Origin of the sequence: Streptomyces sp. SM18 (genome assembly GCF_002910775.2) — a bacterium.
GTDB classification, from domain to species: Bacteria; Actinomycetota; Actinomycetes; order Streptomycetales; family Streptomycetaceae; genus Streptomyces; species Streptomyces halstedii.
The window spans coordinates 1,384,549-1,409,864 of the sequence record NZ_CP029342.1 but is presented as its reverse complement, the minus strand read 5'-3'; the positions used below and the strand labels follow the sequence as shown (position 1 = coordinate 1,409,864).

Genomic DNA, 25,316 nt, shown 5'->3' with positions numbered 1-25,316 from the left:
GAGAGAGAAGAGCCGACGATGACCATCTCGAAGACACAGCGGGGGCGTGCCGCGGCCGCGGTGTCCCTCACGGCGGTGCTCGCCCTGACGGCGACCGCGTGCGGTGACGACGGCAGCAGCTCCGGCGGCGAGGGCAGCGGCAAGGGCGAGATCACCTTCTGGGACAACAACGGTGGTCCGCGCACCGCCGTCTGGACCGAGATCATCAAGGACTTCGAGAAGAAGTACCCGGACATCAAGGTCAAGTACGTCCCGATCCCGATCGCCGACGTCCAGTCGAAGTACGACACGGCCATCGCGGGCGGCGGGCTGCCCGACGTCGGCGGTGTCGGCACCGCCTACCTCGCCAACATGGTGTCGCAGGAGGCCCTCGAACCGCTCAACAAGCGGCTGGAGGACTCCACGCTCAAGGGCAAGCTGGTCGACGGCATGGTGCAGAGCGTCACGGCCGCCGCCGGGCGGGGCGACGACCTCTACTCCATCCCGACCTCCGCCAACAACGGCGTCCTGTGGTACCGCACCGACCTGTTCAAGGCCGCGGGGCTGGAGGCACCCAGCACCTGGCCGAAGTTCTACGAGGCCGCGGAGAAGCTCACCGACGCGAAGAACAACAAGTTCGGCTACACCATCCGCGGCGGCGCCGGCTCCATCGCGCAGGCACTCGACGCGATCTACGGCCAGAGCGGCATCACCTCGTTCTGGGACGGCGACACGACGACGCTCAACGACCCGAAGAACGTCGAGGCGCTGGAGAAGTACGCCGCCCTCTTCAAGAAGACGACGCCCGCCGCCGACGTCAACAACGACTTCACCAAGATGGTCGCCCAGTGGGACACCGGCACCATCGGCATGCTGAGCCACAACCTCGGCTCCCAGCAGGACCACCTCAAGGCCCTGGGCGCGGACAAGTTCGCCGGCATCCCCGCCCCCATCGGGGAGAGCGGCACCCGCGTCCAGGTCTCCAACCCCGTGGACGGGCTCGGCCTCTTCCGGTCCGGCGACAACAAGGACGCGGCCTGGAAGTTCATCGAGTTCGCCGCCTCGCACGAGTCGAACAGCAAGTGGAACGAGTCCGCGGGGGCCATCCCGGCCAACACCGAGGCCGCCAAGGACCCGTGGATCAACCAGACCGAGTCCACCTCACTGGCCGCCAAGGCCCTCACCGACGGCTCCACCACCATCGTGGACCTGCCCTACTACCTGCCGGACTGGAACAACATCAGCAAGGCCGACAACGAGCCGGAGTTCCAGAAGGTGATGCTCGGAAAGATCACCGCCAAGGCCTTCCTGGACAAGATGGCCAAGGAGCTCAACGAGGCCAACAAGGAGTGGCGGGAGCGGGGCAACGGCTGATCCCGCTCCCGCCACGGCCCTCACCCCGATGACCGGGGGACCGGCGGCGGTCCGGGTCGCGCCCCGCCGCCGGTCCCTCTCTCCCTCCCCGCGCACCACCGCACCGTGTGACCTCCAGAGATGTCGCGAGATTCCGAGAGAGGCAGTTCCCTGTGTCACTGACGCGCAGACAGACGGCGGCCGCGCTCCTCGCGCTGCCCCTCGCCCTCACCGCCACACCCGCGCTCGCCCACGGAGGCGGCGGCCCCCGAGGAGGCGGGCACCGGCCCCGCACCCTGCACCTCGCGGGCGACTCGACGGCCGCCCAGAAGTACGCCGACGCCGCGCCCGAGACCGGCTGGGGCATGGCCCTGCCGTTCTTCCTCGGCCCGCACCTCGACGTCGCCAACCACGCGGTCAACGGCCGCAGTTCGAAGAGCTTCGTGGACGAGGGGAGGCTGACCGCCCTGCTGGACGGAGTACGCCCGGACGACCTCGTCCTGATCCAGTTCGGGCACAACGACGAGAAGACCGAGGACCCGGCGCGCGGCACCGACCCCTGGACCACCTACCAGGAGTACCTGCGGCTGTACCTGAAGGGCGCCCGTGAACGGCGGGCGCACCCCGTCCTGATCACCCCGGTGGAGCGCCGCCGGTTCGCCGACGACGGCACTGCCCGGCCCACCCACGGCCAGTACCCGGCGGCGATGCGCGCCTTGGCCGCCGAGGAGCGCGTCCCGGTCGTCGACGCCCAGGCGCTCTCCCTCGCCCGCTGGCAGCGGCTCGGCCCGGACGGGACCGAACCCCTCTTCAACTGGCTGGAGCCGGGCGAGTCCCCCAACTACCCCGACGGCAGGCAGGACAACACCCACTTCCGGCCCGCGGGCGCCGTCGAGGTGGCCAGGATGACGGCCCGCGCGCTCCTGGAGGCGCGGGCGCTCGCCCCGCGCGACGTGCGCCGCCTCGACGCGCCGGTCCCCGAGCACCTGATCACCTGGCCGCGGCCGGCCTGACCGCGCCGCCCCCGCGCGCACGCCCCGCACCGCGGCCGGTGCGCGCCCCGTACCGCACCACCCTTTCCACCCCTGTGTCCCACCCATCCCCGCCGAACGACAGCTAAGGAACCGCCATGTCCGCACGCATGCGCCACCTCCGTGCCACCGCCGTGGTCCTGGGCACCGCCTCGCTCGCCCTCGCGGTGAGCGTCCCCGCCCAGGCCACCTCCCGCCCCGCCCCCGGCAAGGGCATCGAGCGCGCCGTCCTGCCTGCGGGTGACGGCTGGGCCTCCGCCGAAGGCTCCACCACCGGGGGTGCGAACGCCACCCCGGACCACGTGTACACCGTCACCAACCGGGCCGAACTGATCGCCGCCTTCGCGGACGCCGGTGACGCGCCCAAGATCGTCAGGATCGCCGGCACCGTCCACGGCAACGCCGACGCCGCGGGCAACCCGATCGGCTGCGAGGAGTACCAGCGGGACGGCTACACCCTGGAGAAGTACCTCGCCGCCTACGACCCCGAGGTCTGGGGCATGGACGAGGTCCCCTCCGGCCCGCTGGAGGACGCCCGGGTGGCCTCCGCGAAGGTCCAGGCCGCCGCGGTCAACGTCAAGGTCCCGTCCAACACCACGATCGTCGGCGTCGGCAGGGACGCGACGGTCATCGGCGCCAGCCTCCAGGTGAAGAACGTCTCCAACGTCATCGTCCGCAACATCTCCTTCGAGGACACCTACGACTGCTTCCCCCAGTGGGACCCCACCGACGGGGACACCGGCCACTGGAACTCCGAGTACGACAACCTCGTCGTCTACGGCTCCGACCACGTCTGGGTGGACCACAACACCTTCAGCGACGGCGACCGCCCCGACGCCGACCAGCCCTCCTACTTCGACGAGCTGTTCCAGCAGCACGACGGCCTCTTCGACATCGTGCGCGGCGCCGACCTGGTCACCGTCTCCTACAACGTCCTCAAGGACCACGACAAGACGATGCTCATCGGCAACAGCGACGGCGCCGGGGCCGACGACCGGGGCAAGCTCCGGGTCACCCTGCACCACAACCTCTTCAAGGACGTCAACGAGCGCGCGCCCCGCGTCCGCTTCGGGCAGGTGGACTCGTACAACAACCACTTCGTCTCCACCAAGGGCAGTGCCTACGGCTACTCGTACGGCATCGGCGCGGAGTCCCAGCTCGTCGCCGAGCACAACGCCTTCACCCTCAACTCCGGTGTGGACAAGGCCACCATCCTCAAGAAGTGGTCCGAGTCCTCCCTCACGGCGGGGGACAACTACGTCAACGGCCGCAAGACCGACCTGATCGCCGTGCACAACGCGGGCGTGCCCGCCGAGCACCTCACCGAGGGCGCCGGCTGGAAGCCGAAGCTGCGCACCACGGTGGACCACCCGCTGGTCGTGCCGCTGGTCGTCGCCCTCAAGGCCGGCGCGGGCCGCACGCTGATCGGCTGACCCGCCCCCGGCAGCCGATCCCGTAGCTGCCCCGTCCTTCCCATCCCCCCATACCGGCCGGAGCGGCACCGCACGCTTCCACCACCCCGGAACGCGCCGCTCCGGCCCCCTTCCCTCCCTCCAAGGAGACCTCCATGCCCAGCAGACGCGGCGCCCTGTCCCTGCTCGCGGGCGTGGGCGCCGCCCTCGCCGTCGGTGCCCCCGCCGCCCACGCCCGGCCCGCGCGTCCGGGCCCCTTCGGCCGCCACGGCTCACCCTCCCGACGCCTCGACGCCGGCACGCTCTACGTCGATCCGTACGGCAGGGGCGACCACACCGACGTACGGTCCGCGCTCGACGCCGCCACCGGCACCGGCCGCACCCTGGTGATCGCCCCCGGCACCTACCGCGGCACCCTCTCGGTGGCCGCCGACCGGGCGGGGATCACCCTCATCGGCGCGAGCGGCGACGCCCGCGACACCGTCCTCGTCCACGACAACGCGGCCGGCACCCCCAAGCCGGACGGCTCCGGCACCCTGGGCACCAGCGGATCGGCCACCGTCACCGTCCAGGCCGCCGGGTTCACCGCCCGCGACCTGACCTTCGCCAACGACTGGCTGCGCTCCGACAACCCCGAGTACACCGGCACCCAGGCCGTCGCGATCAAGGTCCAGGGTGACCGCTCGGCGTTCCACGGCTGCCGCTTCCTCGGCCACCAGGACACCCTGTACGCCGACTCCCTCTCCCTGACCGCGTTCGCCCGGCAGTACTACCGCGACTGTTACGTGGAGGGCGACGTGGACTTCGTATTCGGCCGCGCCACCGCCGTCTGGGACCGCTGCCACTTCCGCACCCTGACCCGCACCAACCTGGCCTCGGCCCCGTACGGCTACGTCTTCGCGCCCAGCACCGCCGGGGCCAACCCGCACGGCTTCCTGGTCCTGCGCTCCCGCGTCACCAGCACCGCCCCCGCCGCCCACTACAAGCTGGCCCGCCCCTGGGTGCCGTCCTCCGACCCCACCGCGTACCCGATGCTGACGGTCCGCGACAGCCACCTCGGCGCGGGCATCGACGCGGTCACGCCGTACGCCAGCATGTCCGCCGACCACCCTTGGCAGGACCAGCGCTTCGCCGAGTACCACAACACCGGCCCCGGCGCCCGCGTCACCGTCCCCGCCGACCGCCCCCAGCTCAGCCCCTCGACGGCCCGCGCGCACACCCCGGCCGCCTGGCTGGGGGACTGGCGCCCGTACGCGTGAGCCACGGGAGGTGACGCCGTTCGGCGGCGGTCGGGTGGACGGTGGCGGCGAGCCGCCCCCGCCCCCGGACCGCCGCCCCGGCCGGCCCGTCAGGCGGTTCCCGGTTCGGCGAGCCACCGGGTCCGCAGCTCCGTGCGGCGGGCGACGGTCTCGAAGTCCGCCTCGTAGTGCAGGAGGGTCAGCCCCGACAACTCCGCGACCGCGGCCACGATCAGATCGACGGGCCCCGCCGAGCGATGCTCGCCGTGCTCGGTCAGGACCTCCTGGACCTCGCGTGCCCTGCGGAAGGCACCCTCAGGGATGGGCGCCCAGTTGAACACCTGGTGCAGACGCTCCTGCTTGGCGAGGCGGTCCGCGCCGGAACGGGCGGAGTAGAGGATCTCCAGCTCCGTGAGGTCGCACAGGGCGATCAGCCCGCTGCCGAGCGCGGGACCCCACTGTTCGTCGAACTTGTCGCTGATGAGCAGCCGTGCGGCCGCCGACGTGTCCGCCAGATACGCGACCGCGCTCACGGCCGGTAGTCCCGCTTGTCCAGCAGCATGTCGAACTCACCCCGCGCGCCCATGTCGCGCAGCTCCGCGAGCGCTATGGCGCGGCTGTGGCGCGCGATCACCTCGCGCAGGGCCGTGTTGACGGTCTCCTTCTTGGTGCTGGTGCCCAGGAACGCGGCCGCCTTGGCGAGAGCCTCGTCGTCGACTTCGAGCAGAAGCTTGGACATGGTTCACTCCCGTATAGATGGACTCCCTTGATTGTATATACGGTCGGGGTCGAACGCCACCGTCCGTCCCGCCGCCCGGAGCCTCGACGAGGCCCCGGGCGGCGGTCCCCGGGCGGCGGACCGGGCCTCTAGTCGTAGCTGAGGTCCGAGGCGGTGTACTGGCAGTACGTGCCGTCCGGGCCGCTGCCCGTCTCCTTCGGTTCCGCGCCCGTGCTGTTGCCCGTGTAGCGCACACACGGCTTGATCTTCTTGCCGCTGTCGCCGTGGATCCGCACCGAGCGCAGCGACGCCGTGTCCCCGTAGTTGGTGTTGACACCGACCAGGGCCTTGCCCGGCGCCGTCACGTCCACGTCGTTCACGACGATCTCGCGCTTGTACTGCTTGGAGCAGTTGCCGCACGAGCGGACCAGCTTGCCGAAGTCGGCGACCTGGAACTTCGTGACGACCAGCCTGCCCGCGCCGTTGAACTGGAAGACCTTGTCCGAGGCCTTCTTCGCGCCGCCGCCGGACACCGTGTACACGGACGACGTGGACGTGCCCTTGAAGGACGCGGCGTCCTCGCCGACGTCCTCCCACCAGACGTTCTGGATCGTGCAGCTGCCGGAGCAGTGGATGCCGTCGGCGGCGGGCGAGCCCAGGATGACGTTCTTGATCGTCGCCCCGTCCTTCAGCTTGAAGAGCGGGTCCTGGCCCTCGCCCTGGCCGCCGTCGCCGAGATCACCGCTGCCGGTGAAGCGCTTCAGGCCCCCGTCGTACGTCCCCGAGACCTCGATGGTCTTGGAGACGGTCTGGCTGCCCGTGGCCGAGGGCCAGGCGGGGATCGCGGTGGTGGCGGCACCGGCCGGCTGGACCGTCACGGTGGCGGCCAGCGCGGCGGCGGTGAGTCCCGCCGCCACCGTCAGCGCGGTGGTCGTACGGCGGCGGCCGGAGCGGTGGTGGTGGGTGTGCGGGGATGCGGCTCGTACCCTCATGTCGGGTGTTCCGTTCCTCGTGGGTGGGGGAGTGCTGCGCTCCTTGGTCGCCGCCGCCCGGGAGGGGGTTGCCGGGAACCCCGATCGGATTCCGCCGGGTCCCGCATCAGCCCTTCGGCGTGAAGTCCCCGCCTGCCGTGGCCCGTTCGCCGTCCGTGAGGGCCCGTGCCGTGTAGTCGTCCCGGCCCGGCTTCAGCGTCCACCGGTAGACCGGGAAGCCGACCGGGAAGCCGTCCTCCTCACGGGCGGACGCCGTGAAGTCCGCCTCGGGCGGGGAGCGCCAGGACCCGGTGGAGCCCACCCCGCCGTCCGGCGCGATCCGGATCTCCATGGTCAGCCCGGTCAGCCCGGTCAGCGGTCGCCTCGGGCCCCAGCAGCCTGTGCAACTCCGCCATTCCGCGCGAGGTCTGACTCTTCACCGTACCGACCGATATCCCCAGGACCAGAGAGGTGTCCCGCTCCGAGAGGTCGAAGGCGTGCCGCAGCACCACGCACGCCCGCTTGCGGAACGGCAGCCGGCGCAGGGCCCCCTGGACGTCCACCACCGCCGACACGTCCGGGTCCTCCACGGCGTACCCGTCCCCGCCGCCGCGCGGTGCCCAGAACAGCGCGATCCTGCGGCGCTCCCGGACCGCGCTGCGGATCCGCGTACGGGCCAGGTTGGCGACGACCCCGCGCGCGTACGCCACCGGGTGGTCGGCGCCCCGGACCCGGTCCCAGCGGTGCCAGAGCGCCGTCAGCGCGTCGGCCGCCAGGTCGTCGGCCGCGTCCGCCTCACCGGTCAGCAGACGGGCCAGCCGGGCGAGTTCGGCGTAGTGCGCCTCGAAGAACGCGCGGAACTCGGCGGCAGCGGCATCATCCACGACTGTGCCCACGGGTACCTCTTCTCTGCACGGGATCCCCGCGTGCCCGGACGGGCCGGCGGTAGGAGCTCCGAACGCCGTCGCGTACGCTCCCCGGCCGTCCACACGGCCGGGAGGGTACCAACGCGCACCCCGGAAGCGCTTCGACGCGGGTGCGTATCCCAGTAAGGCGCAACCCGCCGAAAACGTGAAGCCCCCGGGACGGAACGAGTCCTCACGCGGCCCACCGCGCCCGTCACCGGCCCAGCGCCGCCGCCATCATCTTCTGGGCGATCGGTGCCGCCAGGCCGTTGCCGCTGACCTCCGAGCGGGCCGCGCCGGAGTCCTCGACGACCACGGCCACCGCCACCTGCTTGCCGGTCGAGGCGTCCTTGGCGTACGAGGTGAACCAGGCGTACGGGGTGTTGCTGTTGTCCACGCCGTTCTGCGCGGTGCCCGTCTTGCCGCCGACCTCGGCGCCGGGGACGCGGGCGTTGGTGCCCGTGCCCTCCTCCACCACCGTGACCATCGCGCTGCTCATCTGCTCGGCCGTCCTCTTGGAGACGACCCGCTCGGTGTCACCGTCCTCGTACGTCTGGAGGGCCGTGCCGCCGGAGTCCGTCACCTTCGAGACCATGTGCGGGGCCGCCAGTTCGCCGCCGTTGGCCAGGGCCGCCGAGACCATCGCCATCTGCATCGGCGTCGCGGTCACCTCGAACTGGCCGATGCCGGTCAGCGCGGTCTGCGCCTCGTCCATGCCGGTGGGGTAGACGCTCTCCGACGCCCGCACCGGGACGTCCAGCTTCTCGGTGTCGAAGCCGAACGCGTCCGCCATCGCCTTCACCTTGTCCTGGCCGAGATCGGCCGCGGCCTTCGCGAAGACGTTGTTGCAGGAGTACTGGAGCGCGGTGCGCAGGGTGGCGTCCTCGCAGGGGGCCGAGGCGCTCTCGTTGGACAGGACCGTCGTCGTGCCCGGCAGCGTGTAGGGGCTGGGGCTGTCCGTCGGCTCGTCCACCGACGCGTACAGGCCGTCCTCCAGCGCCGCCGACGCCACCACCAGCTTGAACGTGGAGCCCGGCGCGAGCGGCTGCCGCAGCGCCCGGTTGACCAGGGGTTTGTCCTCGGCGTCGAGGAGCTTCCGCCAGGCGTCGCCGTCCGCCGTCCCGCTGATCGTGGACGGGTCGTACGACGGGGACGAGACCATGCCCAGGATCCGTCCGGTCACCGGGTCCATCGCGACCGCCGCGCCCCGGTCGTCGCCGAGCGCCTCGGCGGCCGCCTTCTGGACGTCCGGGTCGATGGTCGTCACCACGGCACCCGGGTCCGCCCGCTCGCCGGTCAGCAGGTCCGTGGGGCTGCCCAGCCGGTCGTCCGTGCCGTCGAGCGCATCGCCGTAGATGCCCTCCAGCTGGGTGGCCCCGTACGCCTGGGAGCTGTACCCGGTGACGGAGGCGTACAGCTCGCCCTGGGTGTAGGTGCGCTTGTACCGCAGGTCGTCGCCCTGTGTCTCCTTCGAACCGGTGACCGGGGAACCGGCCACGATGATGTCTCCGAGCGGCTGCGCGTACCGCGCGATGGTGTGCCGCCGGTTGTGTTCGTCGTCCGCGAGCGCCCGTGCCTCGTACGCCTGCACCCAGGTCGCCCGCACCAGCAGGGCGAGGACCATCAGCAGGCAGAAGACCGAGGCGCGCCTGATCGTCTTGTTCATCCCGCTGTGGGACGAAGGGGGGTGCCCCGGACGTTCCCGTTCGTGGCCCTTCTCACCGGTTTCTCACGTTCCGGGCCCGGGATCTTCCCAGGGTGACGGCGCGCGCCCACGCGGGGCCGACGGTCGTGGCTGTGCCCAGGCCGGAGCGGTCGTGCCTTACGCCCAGGCCTGAGCGGTCGTGGCTACGCCGGGCCGTCCAGCCGGAACAGCAGCTCGTCGGTCTCCTCGCCCCGCGCCTCGGCGTACCCCCGGTCCGTACCGGTCACCGTGAACCCGCACTTTTCGAGGACCCGCACCGAGCCCGCGTTGTCCGCCGCGGCCCGCGCGTGCAGGGGCCGCTCCGGTACGGCCTCCAGCAGGGCCCGCAGCGCGGCGGTCGCCAGGCCCCGGCCCCAGTGCGCCCGGTCGATCCAGTAGGTGACCTCACGTTCGGCCGGCGGACCGTAGACACCGGCGTTCCCCACCACCGCGCCGTCCGCGAGCACCGTGCGCATGACGATGGCCTCCGCCATCCGGATGCGCTGCCAGTGGGCGTTGAACATGGCGCGGTCGGCCGGATCGGCGCTGGTGAAAGCCGCCACCCGGGTCGCCTCGGGGTCGCTCATGAAGGAGAAGAAGAGGGGCAGGTCGCCGTCCCGCACCTCGCGCAGTGTGACGTGCACGGGATCAGAGCCTCCGGGTCGCGAGGGTGAGCCGGTCACGGGCGTCGAACAGGGCGTCCTTGACCATCTGTTCGTGCGCGGGCGTGAGCCGGGCGACCGGCACCGAGCAGCTGATCGCGTCGCGCGCCGGGGTGCGGTAGGGGATGGCGACGCCGAAGCAGCGCAGACCGAGGGTGTTCTCCTCGCGGTCCACCGCGTACCCCTGCTCGCGGACGGCGTGCAGCTCCTCGATGAGCTCCTCGCGGTCGGTCAGGGTGTGGTCCGTCAGCGCGGGCAGCGTCTCCGGCAGCATCGCGCGGACCTGCTCGTCGCTGTGGGTGGCCAGCAGCGCCTTGCCGAGCGAGGTGGAGTGCGCGGGCAGCCGGCGGCCGACCCGGGTGAAGGGGCGCAGGTAGTGCTGGGACTGCCGGGTGGCCAGGTACACCACGTTCGTCCCGTCCAGACGGGCCAGGTGGATGGTCTCCGTGGTGTCGTCGGAGAGCCGGTCCAGGGTGGGGCGGGCGGCGGCGACCACCTCGTCGCCGTCGATGTAGGAGGTGCCGACCAGCAGCGCCCGCACCCCGATCCCGTACCGGGTGCCCGTCGCGTCGGTCTCCACCCAGCCGAGCTCGACCAGGGTGCGCAGCAGCATGTAGAGGCTGGACTTGGGGTAACCGACGGCCTCCTGTACGGCGGCCAGCGAGTGCATGCCGGGACGCCCCGCGAAGTACTCCAGGAGCTCCACCGTGCGTACCGCTGACTTGACCTGTGTCCCACCGGCCTCGGCAACCGCCATGGTCCTGTGCCCCTTCCGACTGCTTCTCGTACGACCTGCTCGTGTTACCCGCTTCCACGGCTCCGCGCAACGCCGCGGCTTCCCGTCACTTCTTGCCAACACGGAACGCCCGCAAATAGAGTTCCGGTGTATTCACGTTCAGGAACGCTGTTCAGAATACCGAACAACTCCTGGATGTGTGGCAGTGGACCGGAAGGAAACACGGTGGCAGCAGCACCAGTCTGGAGTGTCGACCCCCGAACCGGGAACCCGCGCGAGCAGGTCGCGGTGGAGGCCACGGCGGAGGAGGTCGACCGCGCGGTCCGGGCGGCGCACGCCGTCCGCGACGCCCTGGCCGACCGCACCGTGCGCGCCGCGTTCCTGCGTACCGCGGCCGAGCTGCTCTCCGGGGCCGAGGAGCACGTCGTCGAGGCCGCCGACGCGGAGACCGCTCTCGGTCCCGCCCGCCTCACCGGTGAACTCGCCCGCACGGCCGCACAGTTGAGAGCCTTCGCGGAGGTCGTCGAGGAAGGCGCCTACCTCGACATCCACATCGACCACGAGGACGGCACCAGGACCCCGCCGTGGCCGGACCTGCGCCGCGTCAAGATCCCGCTGGGCGTCGTCGCCGTCTACGCCGCCAGCAACTTCCCACTCGCCTTCTCGGTGCCCGGCGGCGACACGGCCAGCGCGCTCGCCGCGGGCTGCCCGGTCGTCGTCAAGGCGCACCCCGACCACCCCGCCACCTCCGAGCTCTGCGCCTCGCTCCTGCGCAGGGCGGCCGCCCGGCACGGTCTGCCCGAGGACGTCGTGAGCGTGGTGCACGGCTTCGACGCCGGGGTCGAGCTGGTGAAGCACCCACTCGTCGCCGCCGCCGGATTCACCGGCTCCGTCCGCGGCGGCCGCGCCCTCTTCGACGCGGCGGCCGCCCGACCGGTGCCCATCCCCTTCCACGGCGAACTCGGCTCGCTCAACCCGGTCGTCGTCACCGAGGCCGCCGCCGCCGAGCGCGGCGAGCAGATCGGCGCGGGACTGGGCGGCTCCATGACCATGGGGTCCGGACAGTTCTGCACCAAGCCCGGCTTCGTCCTCGCCCCCTCCGGCGAGGCGGGCGACCGGCTGCTGAAGTCCCTCACCGAGACCGTCAGCGGCACCGGCTCCGGGGTCATGCTCGACCACCGGATGCGGGACGCCTTCGTCGCGGGGGTCACCGAACGCGCCGCCCTGCCCGACGTGGACGCGCCCGTCACCCCCGGCGCGGGCGGCGAGCACACCGTCTCCGCGGGCTTCCTCACCGTGCCCGCCTCGCGCCTCGCCGAGGCCGGACCGCACGACGCCCTCCTGGAGGAGTGCTTCGGTCCGGTCACCGTCGTCGCCCGCTACGACTCCGAGGCCGAGATCACCGCCGTACTCTCCCGGCTCCCCGGCAACCTCACCGCGACCCTCCAGATCGCCACCGAGGAGGCCGACGGGAGCGCGGCCGGACTGCTCGCGGAACTCACCCCGCTGGCCGGCCGGATCCTGGTCAACGGCTGGCCCACCGGTGTGGCGGTCGCCCCCGCCCAGCACCACGGCGGCCCCTACCCGGCGACCACCTCCACCTCCACCTCCGTCGGCGCCACGGCCGTCGAACGCTGGCTGCGCCCGGTCAGCTACCAGTCGACCCCCGAGGCCCTGCTGCCCCCCGAACTACGCGAGGACAACCCGCTGGGTCTGCCGCGCCGGGTCGACGGGCGGCTGAAGTGAGCCGCGAGCTGCCCGAACTCCCTTTCACGCTTGAGGAGTTCGGGCCGGACGGGCACTGGTCCTACGCGGACGGTACGCTGACCGGCCGAGCGGGGGCCCGGCAGGACCGCTTCGTCCCGCCGGGCGGCGACAGCCTGGAATCCGCCTTGGACGCACCGCGTCTGCTGGGTGCCCTGCCGGAGGGCGACTTCCGGCTCGCGGCCCGCGTGACGGTGGGCTTCGAGGCCGCCTTCGACGCGGGCGTGCTCTACCTGCACGTGGGGGAGCGGGAGTGGGCGAAGCTCTGCCTGGAGCTCTCCCCGGCCCACCCCACCGTCTGCACGGTCGTCACCCGCGGCCAGTCGGACGACGTCAACTCCTTCGTGGTGGACGGCGACAGCCTTTGGCTGCGGCTCAGCCGCACCGGCGACGCGTTCGCCTTCCACGCCTCCCAGGACGGCGAGAAGTGGACCTTCGTCCGCTTCTTCACCCTCGGCACGGCCCCGGAGCGGGCCACGGCGTACGCCGGGTTCCTCGTCCAGTCACCGACCGGAGAGGGCTGCGAGGTCTCCTTCGACCACATCTCCTTCCTGCCGGGCGGCCCGGCCGACCTCCGCGACGGCAGCTGAGGACGGAGACCGGCGCCTTCGGCCCACGGAAGCGCCGGTCTGTCGCCCAGCCCATGGCCGCCCGCGCCCCCCGGTTCGCCAACCGGAGGGCGCGGGCACCGGCCGACTCCCGCGCCCGCGGCCTCCGCGCCCGGGTGCGGGGCCGCGGACACGGGCTTCCTGCCCTTCCGCCACGGGCGGGCGCCGTCACGGGCGGGCGCCGCGCGGGAAATGCTGTCGCCCGGCCCCCGGCGGTCCGGCATCCTCTGCGCATGACCACACCGCCGTTCATCCCCGGCCTGGAGCTGTCCCGCCGCTTCCACCTCGACGCCGTGCGGCCCCTGCTGGAGGATGCCTGCCCCGGGGTCGTGTACTCCGCCGGTCGCCTCGGCAGCGGTTCGGAGGTGCTGGGGTTCGACACCCCCCGCTCCGCCGACCACGAGTGGGGCCCCCGTCTGACGGTCTTCCTGCACCCCCGCGACCGCGCGCGTCTCGGTACGGGGATCGAAGTCCTGCTCGCCGAACGCCTGCCGAAGACCTTCTGCGGGTACCCGACCCACTTCGCCGGGACCGACGACGGCGGAATCGGGGTCATGCGGGAGACCCACGGGCCGGTCCACCACCGCGTCGAGGTCACGGATCCGGGGACCTGGTTCACCGAGCGGCTGGGCTTCGATCCGTGCGGGGGAGAGGTGACCACGGCCGACTGGCTGGGCACACCCAGCCAGCGGCTCGCCGAGGTCACCGGTGGAGCGGTCTTCCACGACGGGCTCGGCGTGATCGCCCCGGCCCGCGCCCGGCTCGACCGGTACCCCCACGACCTCTGGCTCCACCTGCTTGCTTGCCAGTGGCAGCGCGTTTCCCAGGAAGAAGCGTTCGTCGGCCGGTGCGGCGAGGTGGGCGACGATCTGGGAGCCGCGGTCGTCGCGGCCCGCCTGGCCCGCGATCTGATGCGGCTCTGCCTGCTCATGTACCGCCGATACCCGCCGTACAACAAGTGGTTGGGCAGTGCCTTCGCCCGGACACCCTGGGCGGCCGACCTCACGCCGGTACTCACCGCAGCCCTCGCCGCCACCGGACGGCACGCCCGGGAGCAGCACATGGCCCGCGCCTACGAGACCGTGGCGGTCGCCCACAACACACTCGGACTCACCGACCCGGTCGACCCCACGACCCGCCCGTACCACAGTCGGCCCTTCCAGGTGCTGCACGCCGAACGCTTCACCGAGGCGCTGCTCGCCCGCGTTGACGACCCGGCCGTCCGCGCCCTGCCGCTGACGGGCGCCGTCGACCAGTTCGCCGACAGCACCGAGATCCTCGACCGGCCCGAGCTCGCGCGAGCGATGACGTGGGCGGTGACCCCGGCGGGTCACGAGGGCTGACATCGACCCCGCGCCATGCGGAGATCATCCGGGGATCGCTCGACGGGGTGCGCACCACGGTGCGGCAGACCCGGACGCCGTGTCGCACACGGCCCGGGTCCGGTTCAGAAGGCCGCCCGGCGTTCGTGCGCCCGCCGTGGGCCGTCCGGTGAGCCGCCCGCCGAGCCGTTCGTCGTCCGCCGTCGGTCGGCCGGTGTGCTCGGCCGGCCGTGCTCAGTCGGCGGGAAGGACGGCGAACCCGCACTCACCCCGCTCGAACCGCGCGAACAACTCCGCGAGCGTCGTCGGGCCCTCGTGTTCGACGAGGAGCACCGGCTGCTTCCCGTCCTCGCTCTCGGCGGGACGGAAGCCGGTCACGATCTCGCGGTGGATCAGCGTGACCCGGTCGTCGTCGCCGGGCCGGCCGGGGAGGGTGGCCAGGTGCTGGTCCAGCGCGTCCGGGTGGTCCGCCAGATCGTGGGCGAGCACCTGCCGGGAGGCGGTGACATCGACCGTCAGCCTCTCGCCATGGCGTGCGTAACGGGCCGAGAGGTCCGAGGCCAGCAGATGGAACACCCCTTCCTGGCCCTCGTGCCCCCGGTTCAGCAAGACGCCGGCCATCCGCTCGGCGGGATCCCCGGACATCAGGTCCACGCCCAGGACCACCCCGGACTCGTCGGGGCCGAACGGCGGGACCGGGGTGATCCATATACGCGTCGAGTCGTCCATGCCAGGCATCCAAGCACGGCCCGCCGTCACGGCGTGCGGGTACTCCCGGTCGGGCGGTCGACCACGGACGGCCCGGTCCGTGCGCCACGGGGAGGGCGCACGGGCCGGGCGCACCGCGACGCGCACGCGCTCGCCCCGGGAATCACCCGCCCCCGCCGGACGTTCACCCGTCGGCGGAGGCTCCCTCCGCACCGTACGGCAGAGCTGGAGAGTAGAAGAGTCATGCGCGTCGAGATCTGGAGCGACATCGCCTGTCCCTGGTGCTACATCGGGAAGGCCCGCTTCGAGAAGGGCCTGGCCGGGTTCGCCCACCGTGGAGAGGTCGAGGTGGTCCACCGTTCCTTCGAGCTCGACCCCGGGCGTGCCAAGGGCGACACCGAGCAGGTGATCGACATGCTGGCCCAGAAGTACGGGCGCACTCCCGAGGAGGCCCGCTCCATGGAGGCCAATGTGGCGGCGAACGCGCAGGCCGAAGGGCTCGGTTACCGCGCCGAGGGGCGCGACCACGGCAACACCTTCGACATGCACCGGCTGCTGCACCTGGCCAAGGCGCGCGGGCGCCAGGACGAGCTGCTGAGCCTCCTCTACCGGGCGAACTTTGCCGAGGAGCGGTCGGTCTTCGACGACACCGTGCTGGCCGGTCTCGCCGTGGAGGCGGGACTGGACGCCGACGAGGCGCGTACGGTGCTGGCCGACCCCGGGGCGTACGCGGACGACGTACGGGCGGACGAGCGCGAGGCGGCCGAACTCGGCGCGACCGCCGTCCCGTTCTTCGTGTTCGACCGCCGCTACGGCATCTCCGGCGGCCAGCCCTCCGAGGTGTTCGGCCAAGCCCTGGAACAGGCGTGGAAGGACCGCCAGGTGACCGGGCTCATCCCGGTGGGAGGCGACGCGGCGGCCTGCGACGCGGACGGCTCCTGCGAGGTGCCCGGGGCGGACGCACCCGGCCGGGGCGCGTAGCTCCCGTCCGCCGTGGCGGCCACCGGCGGGCCCGCGGACCACGTGCGGGGCCCGCCGCGTCGGCGGGTCATCCGGGCGCCCGGCAGGTCAGGTCCGTGGCCGGGAGCCGGCCCGTGGTCAGGTAGGCGTTGGCGACCTCGTCCGCGCAGGACCCCGCGCCGTAGACGCCGTGGCCCTCTCCGCCCGCGACGGTGACCATCCGGGAGCCCCGCAGCGCCCGGTGCATCTTCCGGGCGGCTGCCAGGGGTGTCTGCGGGTCCCACTCGTTCTGCAGTATCAGCGCCTTGACGCCGTTGTTCACGGTGGTCGGGCCCTCGCTGCCGGGCTTCCAGAAGGCACACGGCTTGATGGTGGACGCGAAGTCGCCGTACAGCGGATACCGGGCCTTGTCGCGGACGGCGTCGCGCCGGTACTGCTCGGGGTCGCGCGGCCACGAGGCGGAGGTGTCACCGCACATGACCGCCCAGAGGCCCGCGATCTCGTTCTCCGGAGGGAGTTCAGGGGCGGGTGCCGGAGTGACGGGCTCGTCCCCCTCGGCGGCCTTCTTCAGCTCGGCGACCCAGGCGGCGGCCTTCTGTTCCTGGAAGAAGACGTCGCGCGCGGAACGGATGTCGTCACCGGAGAGGAGTCCCTCGGCGGTGACGACGGGTTCACGGTTCGCCCGGGCGACGATGTCCCAGAAGGTCCTGCGGACCTCGGCCGGGGTCGTGCCGAGCTGATAGACCGTGTGCCGGCGGGCGGCCCACTCGCTCCACCGCACGAACGCGGGTTCGGTCCCCTCCGCCATGTCCTGGAAGGTGCCGCGTCCGTACCGCACGGGGTCGACCGCGCTGTCCAGCACGAACCGGTCGGCCCGCCGGGGAAACATCTGCGTGTAAACGGCTCCGAGATAGGTGCCGTACGAGCCCCCGAAGTAGGAGATCTTCTCCTCTCCCAGCGCGGCGCGTATGACGTCCATGTCGCGTGCGGTGTCGCGGGTGGTGATGTGCCGCAGCCTGTCGCCCTCTTGAGTCGCGCACTTGCGGGCCACGTCGCGTGCCCACCGCACGTCCTTCGCGAAGGTCTCGGCGTGGTACGCGCGGTCGAAGTCCAGTTCGCCGGAGGACAGACCGCAGCTGAGCGGAGAGCTCTGCCCGATGCCCCTCGGGTCGAACCCGATGAGGTCGTAGCGCTCCTTCACCGCCTGGGGAAGGTACGTCTCCAAGGCGACGGGAAGGTCCAGGCCCGGCGCACCGGGGCCGCCGGGGTTGAACAGCAGCACGCCACGGCGTTCCTCCGGACCGCTCGCCTTCAAGCGGTTCACCGCGATGTCGAGCCGCTTCCCGCCGGGGTTTTCGTAGTCCAGCGGCACCTTGAGCGTCGCGCATTGGAACGTGGCAGGCGTCTTCGGGTCGCAGTGCCGCCAGTGGAGCTTCTGCTGGGTGTACGGCCGCAGGGGGTCCTCGGCGGGAGCCCCGGAGGCCGCGAAGGCCGTCCCGGGTGTCGGTGTCGCGGCCAGGGCCGCCACGGTGCAGGCGGCCAGAAGGGACGCCATGCGCCTGTCGCGCGCCTTGCGTGTGTATTGCACGATGATGCACTTTCCTATCGGTGACGGGGCACGGGGCGTGGCTTCGCCGCCGCTCAGTTCACGGCGAGGTGCCGGCGGACGCACCGCGCGTATTCCTGGAGGCTGTCGGGCTGGTAGCAGGCCTGCGTCCTGTTCGCGTACCAGGCCAGGAAGAGGGCGAACAGCGCGGACACCACGATCGCGAGGACCGACGTCAGCACGCCGGTCACGGCCTTGCCCCGGCCGGCTCCGGTCCGCCCGGCCGTCCTCAGGCCGACAGCGCCCAGGACCACGCCGACGGCGCCGAGCAGCCCGCCGACGAGGACGACCGAGGTGAACAGGCCGGTGGCGCCCAGCGCCACGGCCGCCGTGGCCGGACCGTTCCCGGCGGACGGGGGCCGGGTGCCGGCCACGGGTCCCGCGGGTGGCTCCGACGCCGGCCTCACCGGCGTCCCCTCGGCCGTCGCCATGTACGGCGGCACCGCCGCCGTCCTTCGTGTCTTCATCCGCTGTCCTCCCGTTTCGACTGGGCAGGACACGATCATGGAAGTGGAGGGCAGGCGGGCGCATCGCGAGAAGGCGTGGGAAAGTCCTCCCCCGATCGGGGGAGGGCTTCTGCACACCGGCCCGCCATACTTGCCGACTATGAACCGGGCATTCCGGCCGTTCCCGCACGGCTCCACGTATTCGGGCGCGCTGTTCGCCTTCCTCGGCGCGACGGCGAGCGCTCCGCTGCTGCCACTCGCCGTGCTCCCCGCTCTGCTGTGGGGTTCCGCGCCGTACGGAGTGCGGGCCGCTCTGGCCCTGCTGGTCTGGGCGGCCCTGATCGCCGGGATCGGCCTCGTCCCCGCCGTGCGGCGGGTGCTGATCGTGTCCGCCCGCCGCCTGCTGAAGGTGCCGTTGCCGGACCCGGTGCCGGTACGCCTACCTGTGGGCCCACCCGGTGCCGGTCCGGCCCCCGCCGCGCCGGATCATGCCGTGCCGTCCGGCGCCGACCGCCTGCGGACCCCTGCCTGGCTGCTGCTGCACGTGGCCCTCGGGTGGGCGGGGACGCTGGCGAGCAGCGTGCTGTTCCTCATGGGCCTGGCCCTGCCGGAGGACTGGACGGGCAGCGACACGGAGATCGCCCTGCTCGGCTGGACGCTGCGGCCGGAGCGCGGCTGGCAGAGTTGGCTGACGGCGGCCGTCTGCGTGCTGCTGGCGGTGCTCGTGTGCGTGGCGACGTCGGGCGCTCTGCGGTGGCTGGCGCCACGGCTGCTGGGACCTTCCGCCGCCGAGCGCCTCACGCTGGCGGCCGAACGGGAGCGGCGTCTGGCCGAACGCAACCGGCTGGCCCACGAGTTGCACGATTCGATAGGGCACACGCTGACGGCGGCGACGATCCAGGCGGCAGTGGCGGGCGAGGTGCTCGCCGCCGACCCGGTGGCGGCCCGAGCCGCCCTGCACAGCATCGAGGAGTCGACCCGGGCCGCCCTGGAGGACCTGGACTACGTGCTGGGCGTGCTGCGTGAGGAGAAGGCGGAGACGGCGCCGGTCCGTACGCTGGCCGACCTGCCCGAACTGCTCGACCGCTTGCGGCACACGGGTGCCAGGATCGAGCCGGACCTGACCGGTGACCTGGCGCAGGTGCAGGGCACGCTGTCCCGCGCGGCGTACCGGATCCTCCAGGAGGGGCTGACCAACGCGCTCCGGCACGGGGGCGGCGGTCCGATCCAGGTCGAGTTGTCCGCCGCACCGGACGGGCTGCGGCTCAGCGTGGTCAACCGGATCGGCCACGGGACGAACACGGGCGCAGCTGTGGACCGGGGCGTCTTTCCGACGTCCGGGCACGGTCTGCCCGGCCTCGCCGAGCGCATACGGCTGCTGCACGGTGAGTTCGCGGCGGGCCCACACGGGGCGGAGCACTGGCGGCTGGCGGTCCGCCTGCCGGTACGGGTGCCGGCATGACCGGCCCGGACTCGGCCGTCGCTGCCGAGACTGACACCGCCGGGCCTGCCACCGCCCCGGTCACCCTCCTGATCGCGGACGACGACGAGGTGACCCGGAGCGGTCTGCGCACACTGCTCGCGGCACAGCCGCAGATCTTGGTCGTCGGGGAGGCCGCCGACGGTGTGGAGGCGGTCGAACAGGCACGGCTGCTGCGGCCGGACGTGGTCCTGATGGATGTGCGCATGCCGCGCCGCAACGGGATCGAGGCCACCCGGCAGCTCCTCGCCGAGTCACTCGACCCCCCGAAGGTCGTGGTGATCACCACCTTCGAGAACGACGACTACGTCACCACCGCGCTCAGCGCGGGGGCCAGTGGGTTCGTGCTCAAACGGCGTCCGGTCCGGCAGATCGCGGAAGCGGTGCGGGTCGTGGCGGCGGGGGAGACGATTCTCTTCCCGGCGGCTCTGCGCCGGATGGTCACCGCCCGCCCGCTGAGCTCCGCCAAGGCGTTGCCGAAGGCGGCTTTGACGGGGCGCGAGGAGGTGGTGCTGCGGATGATGGCCACCGGCCGGTCCAACTCCGAGATCGCCCAGGCGCTCACGGTGAGCCTGGAGACCGTGAAGACGCACGTCGGGAACGTCCTGAGCAAGCTCGGCGCGCAGAACCGGACCCACGCGGTGGTGATCGCGTACGAATCCGGCCTGGTGATGCCGGGCTTCACCACCTGACCCCCGGAAGCGGCCGTACGCGCACCGGTGGCCGCGACCTGGTCGGGAGAGTCGGCGCGTTCGCGTGCGAAGGGCCGGTGAACGGCGCCCGGTTGCTCGTGCCTCGGGCGCGACCGCGGTCCCCGGGGGCCGGTGCCCCTCCGGTGGCGTGGGGTGTGTCAGGCGCGGTCGTGGAGGGTGATCTGGTAGCCGTCGGGGTCGGCGAAGGTGAAGGTCCGGCCGAAGGGGCCGTCAACCGGTGCGGAGACGATGGTGTGACCGTCGGCGACGAGAGCGTCGTGGATGGCCTGGACGTCTGTGGCGTGGAGCCAGATCGCGGCACCGATGCCGGGCTGGGCGGCGGATGCGAGATCGGTGCCGGGAAGGACGTCGCGCAGTGCGAACGCGATCGGCCGCGTCTCGAAGACGACGGCGTGCGGAGGTCCGGCCGGTGAGCGGACAAGGCCGAGGTACCGCTCGTAGAACGCCTGCGAAACGTCGAGGTCGCGCGCCTGGAGCGAGATGAAGTCGGGACCGGTCGCGGGCATGGTGATGCTCCTTCTCTTCGTGTCAGCTTTCTGACACGCATCAAGGTATGTCAGAATCCTGACATGAGTCAAAGAGGCGCGGGCATCGACCTGGACAAGTCACTGGGCTACCTGCTGAAAGAGGCATCGAGTGCCCTGCGGCTGGCCATGGAGGAGGTGCTCCGGCCGCTCGGGATGACCGTGACGCACTACTCCTGCCTGGAACTGCTGGCGCAACGGCCGGGCTTGTCGAACTCCGAGCTCGCGCGTGGCGCCTTCGTGACCCGGCAGTCGATGAACGTGCTGCTCCAGGCCCTGGAACGGGACGGCTACGTGACCAGGCCCGCGGAGGCGCCCGTAGGGAAGGCCCTCCCCGCGCGGCTGACGCCTCGCGGCCGGCGGAGCCTGGCGGAGGCGACCGTGGCGGTCCGGTCCGTCGAGATCAGAATGCTGGCCGGTATGACGGAGGCCGAGCAGTCAGGCGCGCTCCTGATCCTGCGGAACATGATTCACTCCCTGCGCGATGGCAACGACGGTACCTGAGGGCTGTCCCGTAATCCCTGGCGGGCGCACGACGACAGCTACGGCACCTCGCCGCGTTGTCGGAACGCCCGAATACATCCAGTATGCGGACGCCCCTCCGCCTTGCGATCCACCGCATCTGACGCCGCGCGCTGATCCACCACGGATTACGGGACAGCCCTTAGCCCGCGCCCCGACGCAATCTCGCCGCGCCCGGACACCGGACGGGAGTGCGGCCGAGCGTGAAAATCCGTGGGGGCGGCCTCGACATCCGGCAGCCCCCGGTCGCGGAGGCTCTCTCCGCGTCGGTGCGGCAGAGCTGGAGAGGGGAAGAGCTGTGCGCGTCGAGACCTGAGGTGGGCTATCGGAGCGATGCGATGACCCGTGCCCGCAGCGTCTTGTCAGTGATGGTGTCCACGCCTCGCCACGCGTAGCCGTTCACTTCCTCCTTCTGGAGCGTCACGGCCTGGTCTCCGGTCGCGCGGAAGACGTACCGGAAGTCCGCGTGCCAGTGGGCGCCCTCGCCCTTGCTGTCGTTCGCGGGGATCGCGTGCACATCGATGTGTACGGGCGTGGGCTGGACGGGGGCGAGGCTGACCGTCACCCCCGTTTCCTCGACCAGTTCGCGTAGTGCCGCGCCCAACAGGTTCGTGTCCTCCGGCTCGAGGTGCCCGCCCGGAGTCAGCCACTCGCCGAGCGCGTTGTGATGAATGAACAGAGCCTCGCCCCGGTCGTTGACGAGAACGGCGCCCGCGGTGACGTGTCCGCGGAACTCCTTCCGGCTGGTCACGTCGGCCCCCTGATCCAGTAGTTCGGTCAGCGGGGCGAGTGCGTGCTTGTCCTCGGGGTACGCGGCCGCGTACGCGGCCAGGGTCATGTGGATGTGGTCTGCCGCGATGGGCATCGGATCACCTGTTGTAGTAGTGCAGCCAGGTAGCCGCGATGGCTTCCCGGTCGGCGGTGGGTACCTCGTACATGGCGGAGTCGAGCCCGCCGCGAGCCAGCAGGGCCGCACCCGCGAGGATCTCGGCCTGAACGAGGAAGATGAACGGCCCAACGCTCGCGCCGTGGACGAAGTTGACGGCCTCGCCGCCATTCAGCAGATAGAAGTAGTGCCCGGTCGTGCTGTAGCGGCTCACGTGCGTGCCGGCGCTGTCACGGATGTAGCCCGAGGGCAGTCCGCGCAACTCCAACTCGTCCTCCGAGCTGGTCACGCTGGCTACATAGGCCCCGTTCTTGAGCTGCGGGAAGTCCTCGCCGCGCAGCGACAGGGCCCCTGTGGCGCACAGGACGAGTCCGGCCGTGGCTATGGCCTGGTCGCGGTCGCGGGCTACCTCGAATCCCCGTGACATGGCCTGTGCGCGCCGTACGGGGTCGATGTCGTAGACGATGACCCGTACGCCCTTGACGTGCAGCAGACGGGCGATGCTGGACCCGAGTCTGCCGAACCCGAGGACGAGTGCCGGGCGCCCGTGCAGGATGTCCCCGCGCTGCCGTAACAGCGCCTCGGCGGAGAACACGACGGACTGTCCGACCAGAAAGTCTTCTGGGTCTTTGAGGGGGGAGCGAGCCACGGACACGACGGGGCACGGCAGCTTGTCCCGTTCGGCGTACCGCTTGTGTCCGTTCTCGGTGTCCTCCACCACGCCGAGGACGGTCCCCGAGAACCGTTCACACAAGGCTTCCAGGCAGGGAGCGAAATACCCGCCCACGTCGAGCAGAACGACACGCTCGCCGGCTGCCCTGGTCTCCAGGTAGGTCACGGCGGTATCGGGGTCGCTGAACGTATCGCGGGACAGTACGTCGCATGCCACGGTCCGCTCGATCTCCCGGCGGGCGCTCGCGTGGATGGACTTGGGTTTGGGCAGAACGGCGCGCAGACGCGACACCGTGCCCACGGCTCCGACGAACGCGGGCCGTTCGGGCAGCACATGAGTGATCAGCAGCGAGGACGGACGTTCGGTCGGCGTGAACCTGTCGGCGACCTTGCCGAAATACGCGTCAAGCCGCGCACGGTCGGTGGTTTCCATGGGCACCCCTTCTTGGTGTCGCCGGTTACTGGACGCGCTCTGGCACCGCTACTTCTGAGAACTCCCGTACGAACGTCAAGTGCCGGGTTCGCCTCGTGCGCGATGGACGGCTCGCCGAGCTCGTCGGCGCTGCCGGCGGGCGCGGTGCGGCTCGGCCGAGTCGGCGGGAAGCGGGTTCTGCGGGTCGAAGGACACGAAGATCTGCGGGCCGTACGTCCTTCCGCTGTCCCGGGAGGCTCGTGGCGTCATCGCGCCGCCCCTGGTGATGTTCCCGCTGTCGTGGCTCACCGTCCCGCCCTTCGCATCTGGCTCCGTGTGCCAGAACGTTAGGTACGTCAGGGGGAGAGGGGGCGGCCGTATGCGCGGCTATTCTCGCGGGATCACAGTCTGCTTGGCCCGCATGAGCGCACGATGGGCCCCGGCTCCGTAGAGCGCGTTCCTCTCCAGTGCCTCCCACGCCCGGACGTGCAGTGCGACGTCCTCGGAACCGTCCAGCCACATCTCCGCGTGCCATGTCTCGGTGATCACCAGGCTGTCGTCGTGCACGGAGAACCCGACACCGGCCGGTAGGTTCATGTCCGCTTCGAACGGCACGATTCCTACCCTCACGTTTCCCGGACCGAGCCGCCCGACAATCCGGTCGAGCTGTGCTGAGAGCACAGCGGGCCGGCAGGGACGGGCCCGCAGGGCTCCCTCCCAGACGAGGAAGTGAAACGACCGGGTCTGATCCATGAGGATGTCCTGTCGCCCCATGCGCGCCCGCACGGCGGCTTCTATGTCTCTGGGGGCGGTATGGATCGTGGAGTACCGGGTCAGGACGGAACGTGCGTAATCCGCGGTCTGCAAGAGGCCTGGTATCAGCGAGGGATCGAAACTGCGGCGGGACCGCGTCTTCTGAGCTTGTGCCCGGTGCGCGTCCTGCACGGCGCGATATCCGCCCGCCAGCTGTCGCCGCCAGGACCGGTACTGCGTCTCCAGCCCTCGCAGGCGCCCGACCAGCTCACCTGTCGCCCCCGGGTTCCCGGTTCCCTCGGCCCATGCCGTGAGATCGGCGACGGTCGGTGTCTGCTTGCCGTTCTCCAGCTTGCTGACCTTGGACTGTCCCCACGCAAGCCGACCGGCCAGTTCGCGGCCGGTGAGCCCGCCCTCGGCACGCAGCTCCCGCAGACGCGCACCGAGGGAGACGCGGGCTTGCTGAAAGTCCGTACTCACCCAGCGGACGGTACCTGAGCCGTGAACTCCCGGTACGGGACCGCGTGGTGCCATGCGGCATCCCGGGTCTGGCAGGCCCGGAGCACTTCGGCCGGATCGGTGACCAGCTCCATGCCGATGGTGCGCTCTCCTTCGAAATGGAAGCGCGCCACGGTGCGGGAGTCGAACAGCCAGAAGTCCGAGAGGTTCACGCCGTAGCGCTCGGCATCGTCGCGCCACAGGTGGCGGATGTCCTCACCGGCCGCGACGTTCGTCCGAGCGCACGCGAGGAGGTACCGCTGACCGGTGGTCGGCGGGTCGTCCACGATCCGTGCCCGCTCGAACCGCTTGCCGCCTTCCACCATGCGCCGCACGTTGGCGAACCACGGGTGCCCGACCTCCCCTGCGGTGTCCCCGGTCCGTAGGAACTCCTGATACGACGGCATCGCTTGATCGGACGCGTACCCGCTCCGGGTCTCCAGCCTCCACGCGGTGTGCTCGAACCCGTCGTTGATGAACTCGTTGATCTTCTGCTGCGGAACGAACTCCGGCACGTGCGTGACCTCCTTCGGGGAGAAGTTCGCCAGCAGCTCCCGGGGGACGACCACGAACGCTTCTCCCTCTTTGACGTGTGTGAGCTGCGCCACGTCCGTGGGGTCGGTCACCGCATCCCCTTGTACGAGCACTTCCCCGGTGTCCAGATCCTCGTACAGCGTCGGGCAGTCGCCGACTCCGGACGTGCTCCCGAGTACCCGCAGTCGCCTGGCCATGGCTGTTCCCCTCGTCGTCGGA

At 71.5% G+C, this 25,316-nt stretch carries 26 protein-coding genes; 11 read left to right on the top strand and 15 right to left on the bottom strand.

Features of this window, described 5'->3' with window-relative positions:
• The first annotated feature begins 18 nt into the window (after positions 1-18).
• The 4 genes from B9S64_RS06215 (at position 19) to B9S64_RS06200 (ending at position 5,034) form a co-directional block, all read left to right on the top strand.
• Positions 19-1,353, top strand: coding sequence for a sugar ABC transporter substrate-binding protein (locus B9S64_RS06215; RefSeq protein ID WP_109491986.1), 1,335 nt, complete (start codon positions 19-21; stop codon positions 1,351-1,353).
• Between the two features lie 152 nt (positions 1,354-1,505).
• Entirely contained in the window at positions 1,506-2,345 is an 840-nt protein-coding gene (locus B9S64_RS06210) for a rhamnogalacturonan acetylesterase (protein ID WP_109491985.1), read from the top strand.
• A 116-nt stretch (positions 2,346-2,461) separates the two neighbouring features.
• Positions 2,462-3,796 (top strand): polysaccharide lyase family 1 protein, encoded by a 1,335-nt coding sequence (locus B9S64_RS06205; RefSeq protein WP_103490334.1) that lies wholly within the window; start codon positions 2,462-2,464, stop codon positions 3,794-3,796.
• 134 nt (positions 3,797-3,930) lie between these two features.
• Positions 3,931-5,034 (top strand): pectinesterase family protein, encoded by a 1,104-nt coding sequence (locus tag B9S64_RS06200; protein WP_103490333.1) that lies wholly within the window; start codon positions 3,931-3,933, stop codon positions 5,032-5,034.
• An 89-nt stretch (positions 5,035-5,123) separates the two neighbouring features.
• On the opposite strand, the gene B9S64_RS06195 is transcribed toward B9S64_RS06200, so the two are convergent.
• The 7 genes from B9S64_RS06195 to B9S64_RS06160 all read right to left on the bottom strand — a co-directional run bounded on the left by B9S64_RS06195 (position 5,124) and on the right by B9S64_RS06160 (position 10,710).
• Positions 5,124-5,546 carry a PIN domain nuclease gene (locus tag B9S64_RS06195; RefSeq protein ID WP_103490332.1) on the bottom strand — a complete coding sequence of 141 codons (423 nt, stop codon included), beginning with the start codon at positions 5,544-5,546 and terminating at the stop codon, positions 5,124-5,126.
• Entirely contained in the window at positions 5,543-5,752 is a 210-nt protein-coding gene (locus B9S64_RS06190; RefSeq protein WP_028440367.1) for a type II toxin-antitoxin system VapB family antitoxin, read from the bottom strand. The genes B9S64_RS06195 and B9S64_RS06190 overlap by 4 nt, the downstream gene beginning before the upstream one ends.
• Positions 5,753-5,880: 128 nt before the next feature.
• Complete coding sequence (locus B9S64_RS06185) at positions 5,881-6,723, bottom strand: pectate lyase (RefSeq protein WP_103490331.1); 843 nt, start codon at positions 6,721-6,723, stop codon at positions 5,881-5,883.
• Positions 6,724-6,962: 239 nt separating this feature from the next.
• Positions 6,963-7,598 carry a SigE family RNA polymerase sigma factor gene (locus tag B9S64_RS06175; RefSeq protein WP_258037783.1) on the bottom strand — a complete coding sequence of 212 codons (636 nt, stop codon included), beginning with the start codon at positions 7,596-7,598 and terminating at the stop codon, positions 6,963-6,965.
• A 223-nt stretch (positions 7,599-7,821) separates the two neighbouring features.
• The gene (locus B9S64_RS06170) at positions 7,822-9,273 is read right to left on the bottom strand and encodes a penicillin-binding protein 2 (protein ID WP_103490330.1); all 1,452 of its coding nucleotides are present in this window, start codon (positions 9,271-9,273) and stop codon (positions 7,822-7,824) included.
• A gap of 182 nt (positions 9,274-9,455) precedes the next feature.
• Positions 9,456-9,935, bottom strand: a complete 480-nt coding sequence (locus B9S64_RS06165; protein WP_103490329.1) for a GNAT family N-acetyltransferase — start codon at positions 9,933-9,935, stop codon at positions 9,456-9,458.
• 4 nt (positions 9,936-9,939) lie between these two features.
• Positions 9,940-10,710 carry an IclR family transcriptional regulator gene (locus tag B9S64_RS06160; protein ID WP_103490328.1) on the bottom strand — a complete coding sequence of 257 codons (771 nt, stop codon included), beginning with the start codon at positions 10,708-10,710 and terminating at the stop codon, positions 9,940-9,942.
• Between the two features lie 204 nt (positions 10,711-10,914).
• Here B9S64_RS06160 and B9S64_RS06155 point away from each other — a divergent pair, with 204 nt between their 5' ends.
• From B9S64_RS06155 to B9S64_RS06145, 3 genes are all read left to right on the top strand, one after another.
• Complete coding sequence (locus tag B9S64_RS06155; RefSeq protein ID WP_103490327.1) at positions 10,915-12,435, top strand: aldehyde dehydrogenase (NADP(+)); 1,521 nt, start codon at positions 10,915-10,917, stop codon at positions 12,433-12,435.
• The gene (locus B9S64_RS06150; RefSeq protein WP_103490326.1) at positions 12,432-13,043 is read left to right on the top strand and encodes a DUF1349 domain-containing protein; all 612 of its coding nucleotides are present in this window, start codon (positions 12,432-12,434) and stop codon (positions 13,041-13,043) included. The genes B9S64_RS06155 and B9S64_RS06150 overlap by 4 nt, the downstream gene beginning before the upstream one ends.
• A 251-nt stretch (positions 13,044-13,294) precedes the next feature.
• Entirely contained in the window at positions 13,295-14,404 is a 1,110-nt protein-coding gene (locus B9S64_RS06145; protein ID WP_103490325.1) for a DUF4037 domain-containing protein, read from the top strand.
• Positions 14,405-14,617: 213 nt separating this feature from the next.
• Here B9S64_RS06145 and B9S64_RS34345 read toward each other — a convergent pair whose 3' ends face one another.
• Entirely contained in the window at positions 14,618-15,112 is a 495-nt protein-coding gene (locus B9S64_RS34345; protein ID WP_103490324.1) for a hypothetical protein, read from the bottom strand.
• Between the two features lie 222 nt (positions 15,113-15,334).
• Between B9S64_RS34345 and B9S64_RS06135 the strand changes: the two genes are divergently transcribed.
• Positions 15,335-16,072: a DsbA family oxidoreductase gene (locus B9S64_RS06135; RefSeq protein ID WP_103490323.1), complete on the top strand. Its 738-nt coding sequence runs from the start codon at positions 15,335-15,337 to the stop codon at positions 16,070-16,072.
• A 67-nt stretch (positions 16,073-16,139) separates the two neighbouring features.
• Here B9S64_RS06135 and B9S64_RS06130 read toward each other — a convergent pair whose 3' ends face one another.
• Together B9S64_RS06130 and B9S64_RS06125 are read right to left on the bottom strand one after the other, a co-directional pair.
• Positions 16,140-17,606 carry an alpha/beta hydrolase gene (locus tag B9S64_RS06130; RefSeq protein ID WP_103490336.1) on the bottom strand — a complete coding sequence of 489 codons (1,467 nt, stop codon included), beginning with the start codon at positions 17,604-17,606 and terminating at the stop codon, positions 16,140-16,142.
• An 86-nt stretch (positions 17,607-17,692) separates the two neighbouring features.
• The gene (locus B9S64_RS06125; protein WP_228866931.1) at positions 17,693-18,124 is read right to left on the bottom strand and encodes a DUF4190 domain-containing protein; all 432 of its coding nucleotides are present in this window, start codon (positions 18,122-18,124) and stop codon (positions 17,693-17,695) included.
• Between the two features lie 139 nt (positions 18,125-18,263).
• Between B9S64_RS06125 and B9S64_RS06120 the strand changes: the two genes are divergently transcribed.
• Both B9S64_RS06120 and B9S64_RS06115 read left to right on the top strand, forming a co-directional pair.
• Positions 18,264-19,565 (top strand): sensor histidine kinase, encoded by a 1,302-nt coding sequence (locus B9S64_RS06120; protein ID WP_103490322.1) that lies wholly within the window; start codon positions 18,264-18,266, stop codon positions 19,563-19,565.
• On the top strand, positions 19,562-20,275 hold the full coding sequence (locus B9S64_RS06115; protein ID WP_103490321.1) for a response regulator transcription factor: 714 nt from the start codon (positions 19,562-19,564) through the stop codon (positions 20,273-20,275). The genes B9S64_RS06120 and B9S64_RS06115 overlap by 4 nt, the downstream gene beginning before the upstream one ends.
• A 158-nt stretch (positions 20,276-20,433) precedes the next feature.
• Here B9S64_RS06115 and B9S64_RS06110 read toward each other — a convergent pair whose 3' ends face one another.
• Positions 20,434-20,802 carry a VOC family protein gene (locus tag B9S64_RS06110; protein WP_103490320.1) on the bottom strand — a complete coding sequence of 123 codons (369 nt, stop codon included), beginning with the start codon at positions 20,800-20,802 and terminating at the stop codon, positions 20,434-20,436.
• A gap of 63 nt (positions 20,803-20,865) precedes the next feature.
• On the opposite strand from B9S64_RS06110, the gene B9S64_RS06105 reads away from it, so the two are divergent.
• Positions 20,866-21,324, top strand: a complete 459-nt coding sequence (locus tag B9S64_RS06105; RefSeq protein ID WP_103490319.1) for a MarR family winged helix-turn-helix transcriptional regulator — start codon at positions 20,866-20,868, stop codon at positions 21,322-21,324.
• Between the two features lie 340 nt (positions 21,325-21,664).
• Here the strand turns inward: B9S64_RS06105 and B9S64_RS06100 are convergent, their stop codons facing one another.
• The 4 genes from B9S64_RS06100 to B9S64_RS06085 form a co-directional block, all read right to left on the bottom strand.
• Positions 21,665-22,207 (bottom strand): NUDIX hydrolase, encoded by a 543-nt coding sequence (locus B9S64_RS06100; protein ID WP_103490318.1) that lies wholly within the window; start codon positions 22,205-22,207, stop codon positions 21,665-21,667.
• A 4-nt stretch (positions 22,208-22,211) separates the two neighbouring features.
• Positions 22,212-23,333, bottom strand: coding sequence for an adenosylhomocysteinase (locus B9S64_RS06095; protein ID WP_103490317.1), 1,122 nt, complete (start codon positions 23,331-23,333; stop codon positions 22,212-22,214).
• Positions 23,334-23,699: 366 nt separating this feature from the next.
• The gene (locus tag B9S64_RS06090; protein ID WP_103490316.1) at positions 23,700-24,545 is read right to left on the bottom strand and encodes a helix-turn-helix transcriptional regulator; all 846 of its coding nucleotides are present in this window, start codon (positions 24,543-24,545) and stop codon (positions 23,700-23,702) included.
• Complete coding sequence (locus B9S64_RS06085; protein WP_028440386.1) at positions 24,542-25,294, bottom strand: DUF6879 family protein; 753 nt, start codon at positions 25,292-25,294, stop codon at positions 24,542-24,544. Before B9S64_RS06085 ends, B9S64_RS06090 begins: the two co-directional genes overlap by 4 nt.
• Positions 25,295-25,316 lie beyond the last annotated feature (22 nt).

Coding starts and splice junctions, on each gene's coding strand:
- B9S64_RS06130 (WP_103490336.1), bottom strand. CDS start 17,606: ATGGCGTCCCTTCTGGCCGCCTGCACCGTGGCGGCCCTGGCCGCGACA.
- B9S64_RS06115 (WP_103490321.1), top strand. CDS start 19,562: ATGACCGGCCCGGACTCGGCCGTCGCTGCCGAGACTGACACCGCCGGG.
- B9S64_RS06110 (WP_103490320.1), bottom strand. CDS start 20,802: ATGCCCGCGACCGGTCCCGACTTCATCTCGCTCCAGGCGCGCGACCTC.
- B9S64_RS06160 (WP_103490328.1), bottom strand. CDS start 10,710: ATGGCGGTTGCCGAGGCCGGTGGGACACAGGTCAAGTCAGCGGTACGC.
- B9S64_RS06120 (WP_103490322.1), top strand. CDS start 18,264: ATGAACCGGGCATTCCGGCCGTTCCCGCACGGCTCCACGTATTCGGGC.
- B9S64_RS06170 (WP_103490330.1), bottom strand. CDS start 9,273: ATGAACAAGACGATCAGGCGCGCCTCGGTCTTCTGCCTGCTGATGGTC.
- B9S64_RS06185 (WP_103490331.1), bottom strand. CDS start 6,723: ATGAGGGTACGAGCCGCATCCCCGCACACCCACCACCACCGCTCCGGC.
- B9S64_RS34345 (WP_103490324.1), bottom strand. CDS start 15,112: ATGGACGACTCGACGCGTATATGGATCACCCCGGTCCCGCCGTTCGGC.
- B9S64_RS06125 (WP_228866931.1), bottom strand. CDS start 18,124: ATGAAGACACGAAGGACGGCGGCGGTGCCGCCGTACATGGCGACGGCC.
- B9S64_RS06145 (WP_103490325.1), top strand. CDS start 13,295: ATGACCACACCGCCGTTCATCCCCGGCCTGGAGCTGTCCCGCCGCTTC.
- B9S64_RS06100 (WP_103490318.1), bottom strand. CDS start 22,207: ATGCCCATCGCGGCAGACCACATCCACATGACCCTGGCCGCGTACGCG.
- B9S64_RS06135 (WP_103490323.1), top strand. CDS start 15,335: ATGCGCGTCGAGATCTGGAGCGACATCGCCTGTCCCTGGTGCTACATC.
- B9S64_RS06215 (WP_109491986.1), top strand. CDS start 19: ATGACCATCTCGAAGACACAGCGGGGGCGTGCCGCGGCCGCGGTGTCC.
- B9S64_RS06200 (WP_103490333.1), top strand. CDS start 3,931: ATGCCCAGCAGACGCGGCGCCCTGTCCCTGCTCGCGGGCGTGGGCGCC.
- B9S64_RS06085 (WP_028440386.1), bottom strand. CDS start 25,294: ATGGCCAGGCGACTGCGGGTACTCGGGAGCACGTCCGGAGTCGGCGAC.
- B9S64_RS06205 (WP_103490334.1), top strand. CDS start 2,462: ATGTCCGCACGCATGCGCCACCTCCGTGCCACCGCCGTGGTCCTGGGC.
- B9S64_RS06105 (WP_103490319.1), top strand. CDS start 20,866: ATGAGTCAAAGAGGCGCGGGCATCGACCTGGACAAGTCACTGGGCTAC.
- B9S64_RS06095 (WP_103490317.1), bottom strand. CDS start 23,333: ATGGAAACCACCGACCGTGCGCGGCTTGACGCGTATTTCGGCAAGGTC.
- B9S64_RS06190 (WP_028440367.1), bottom strand. CDS start 5,752: ATGTCCAAGCTTCTGCTCGAAGTCGACGACGAGGCTCTCGCCAAGGCG.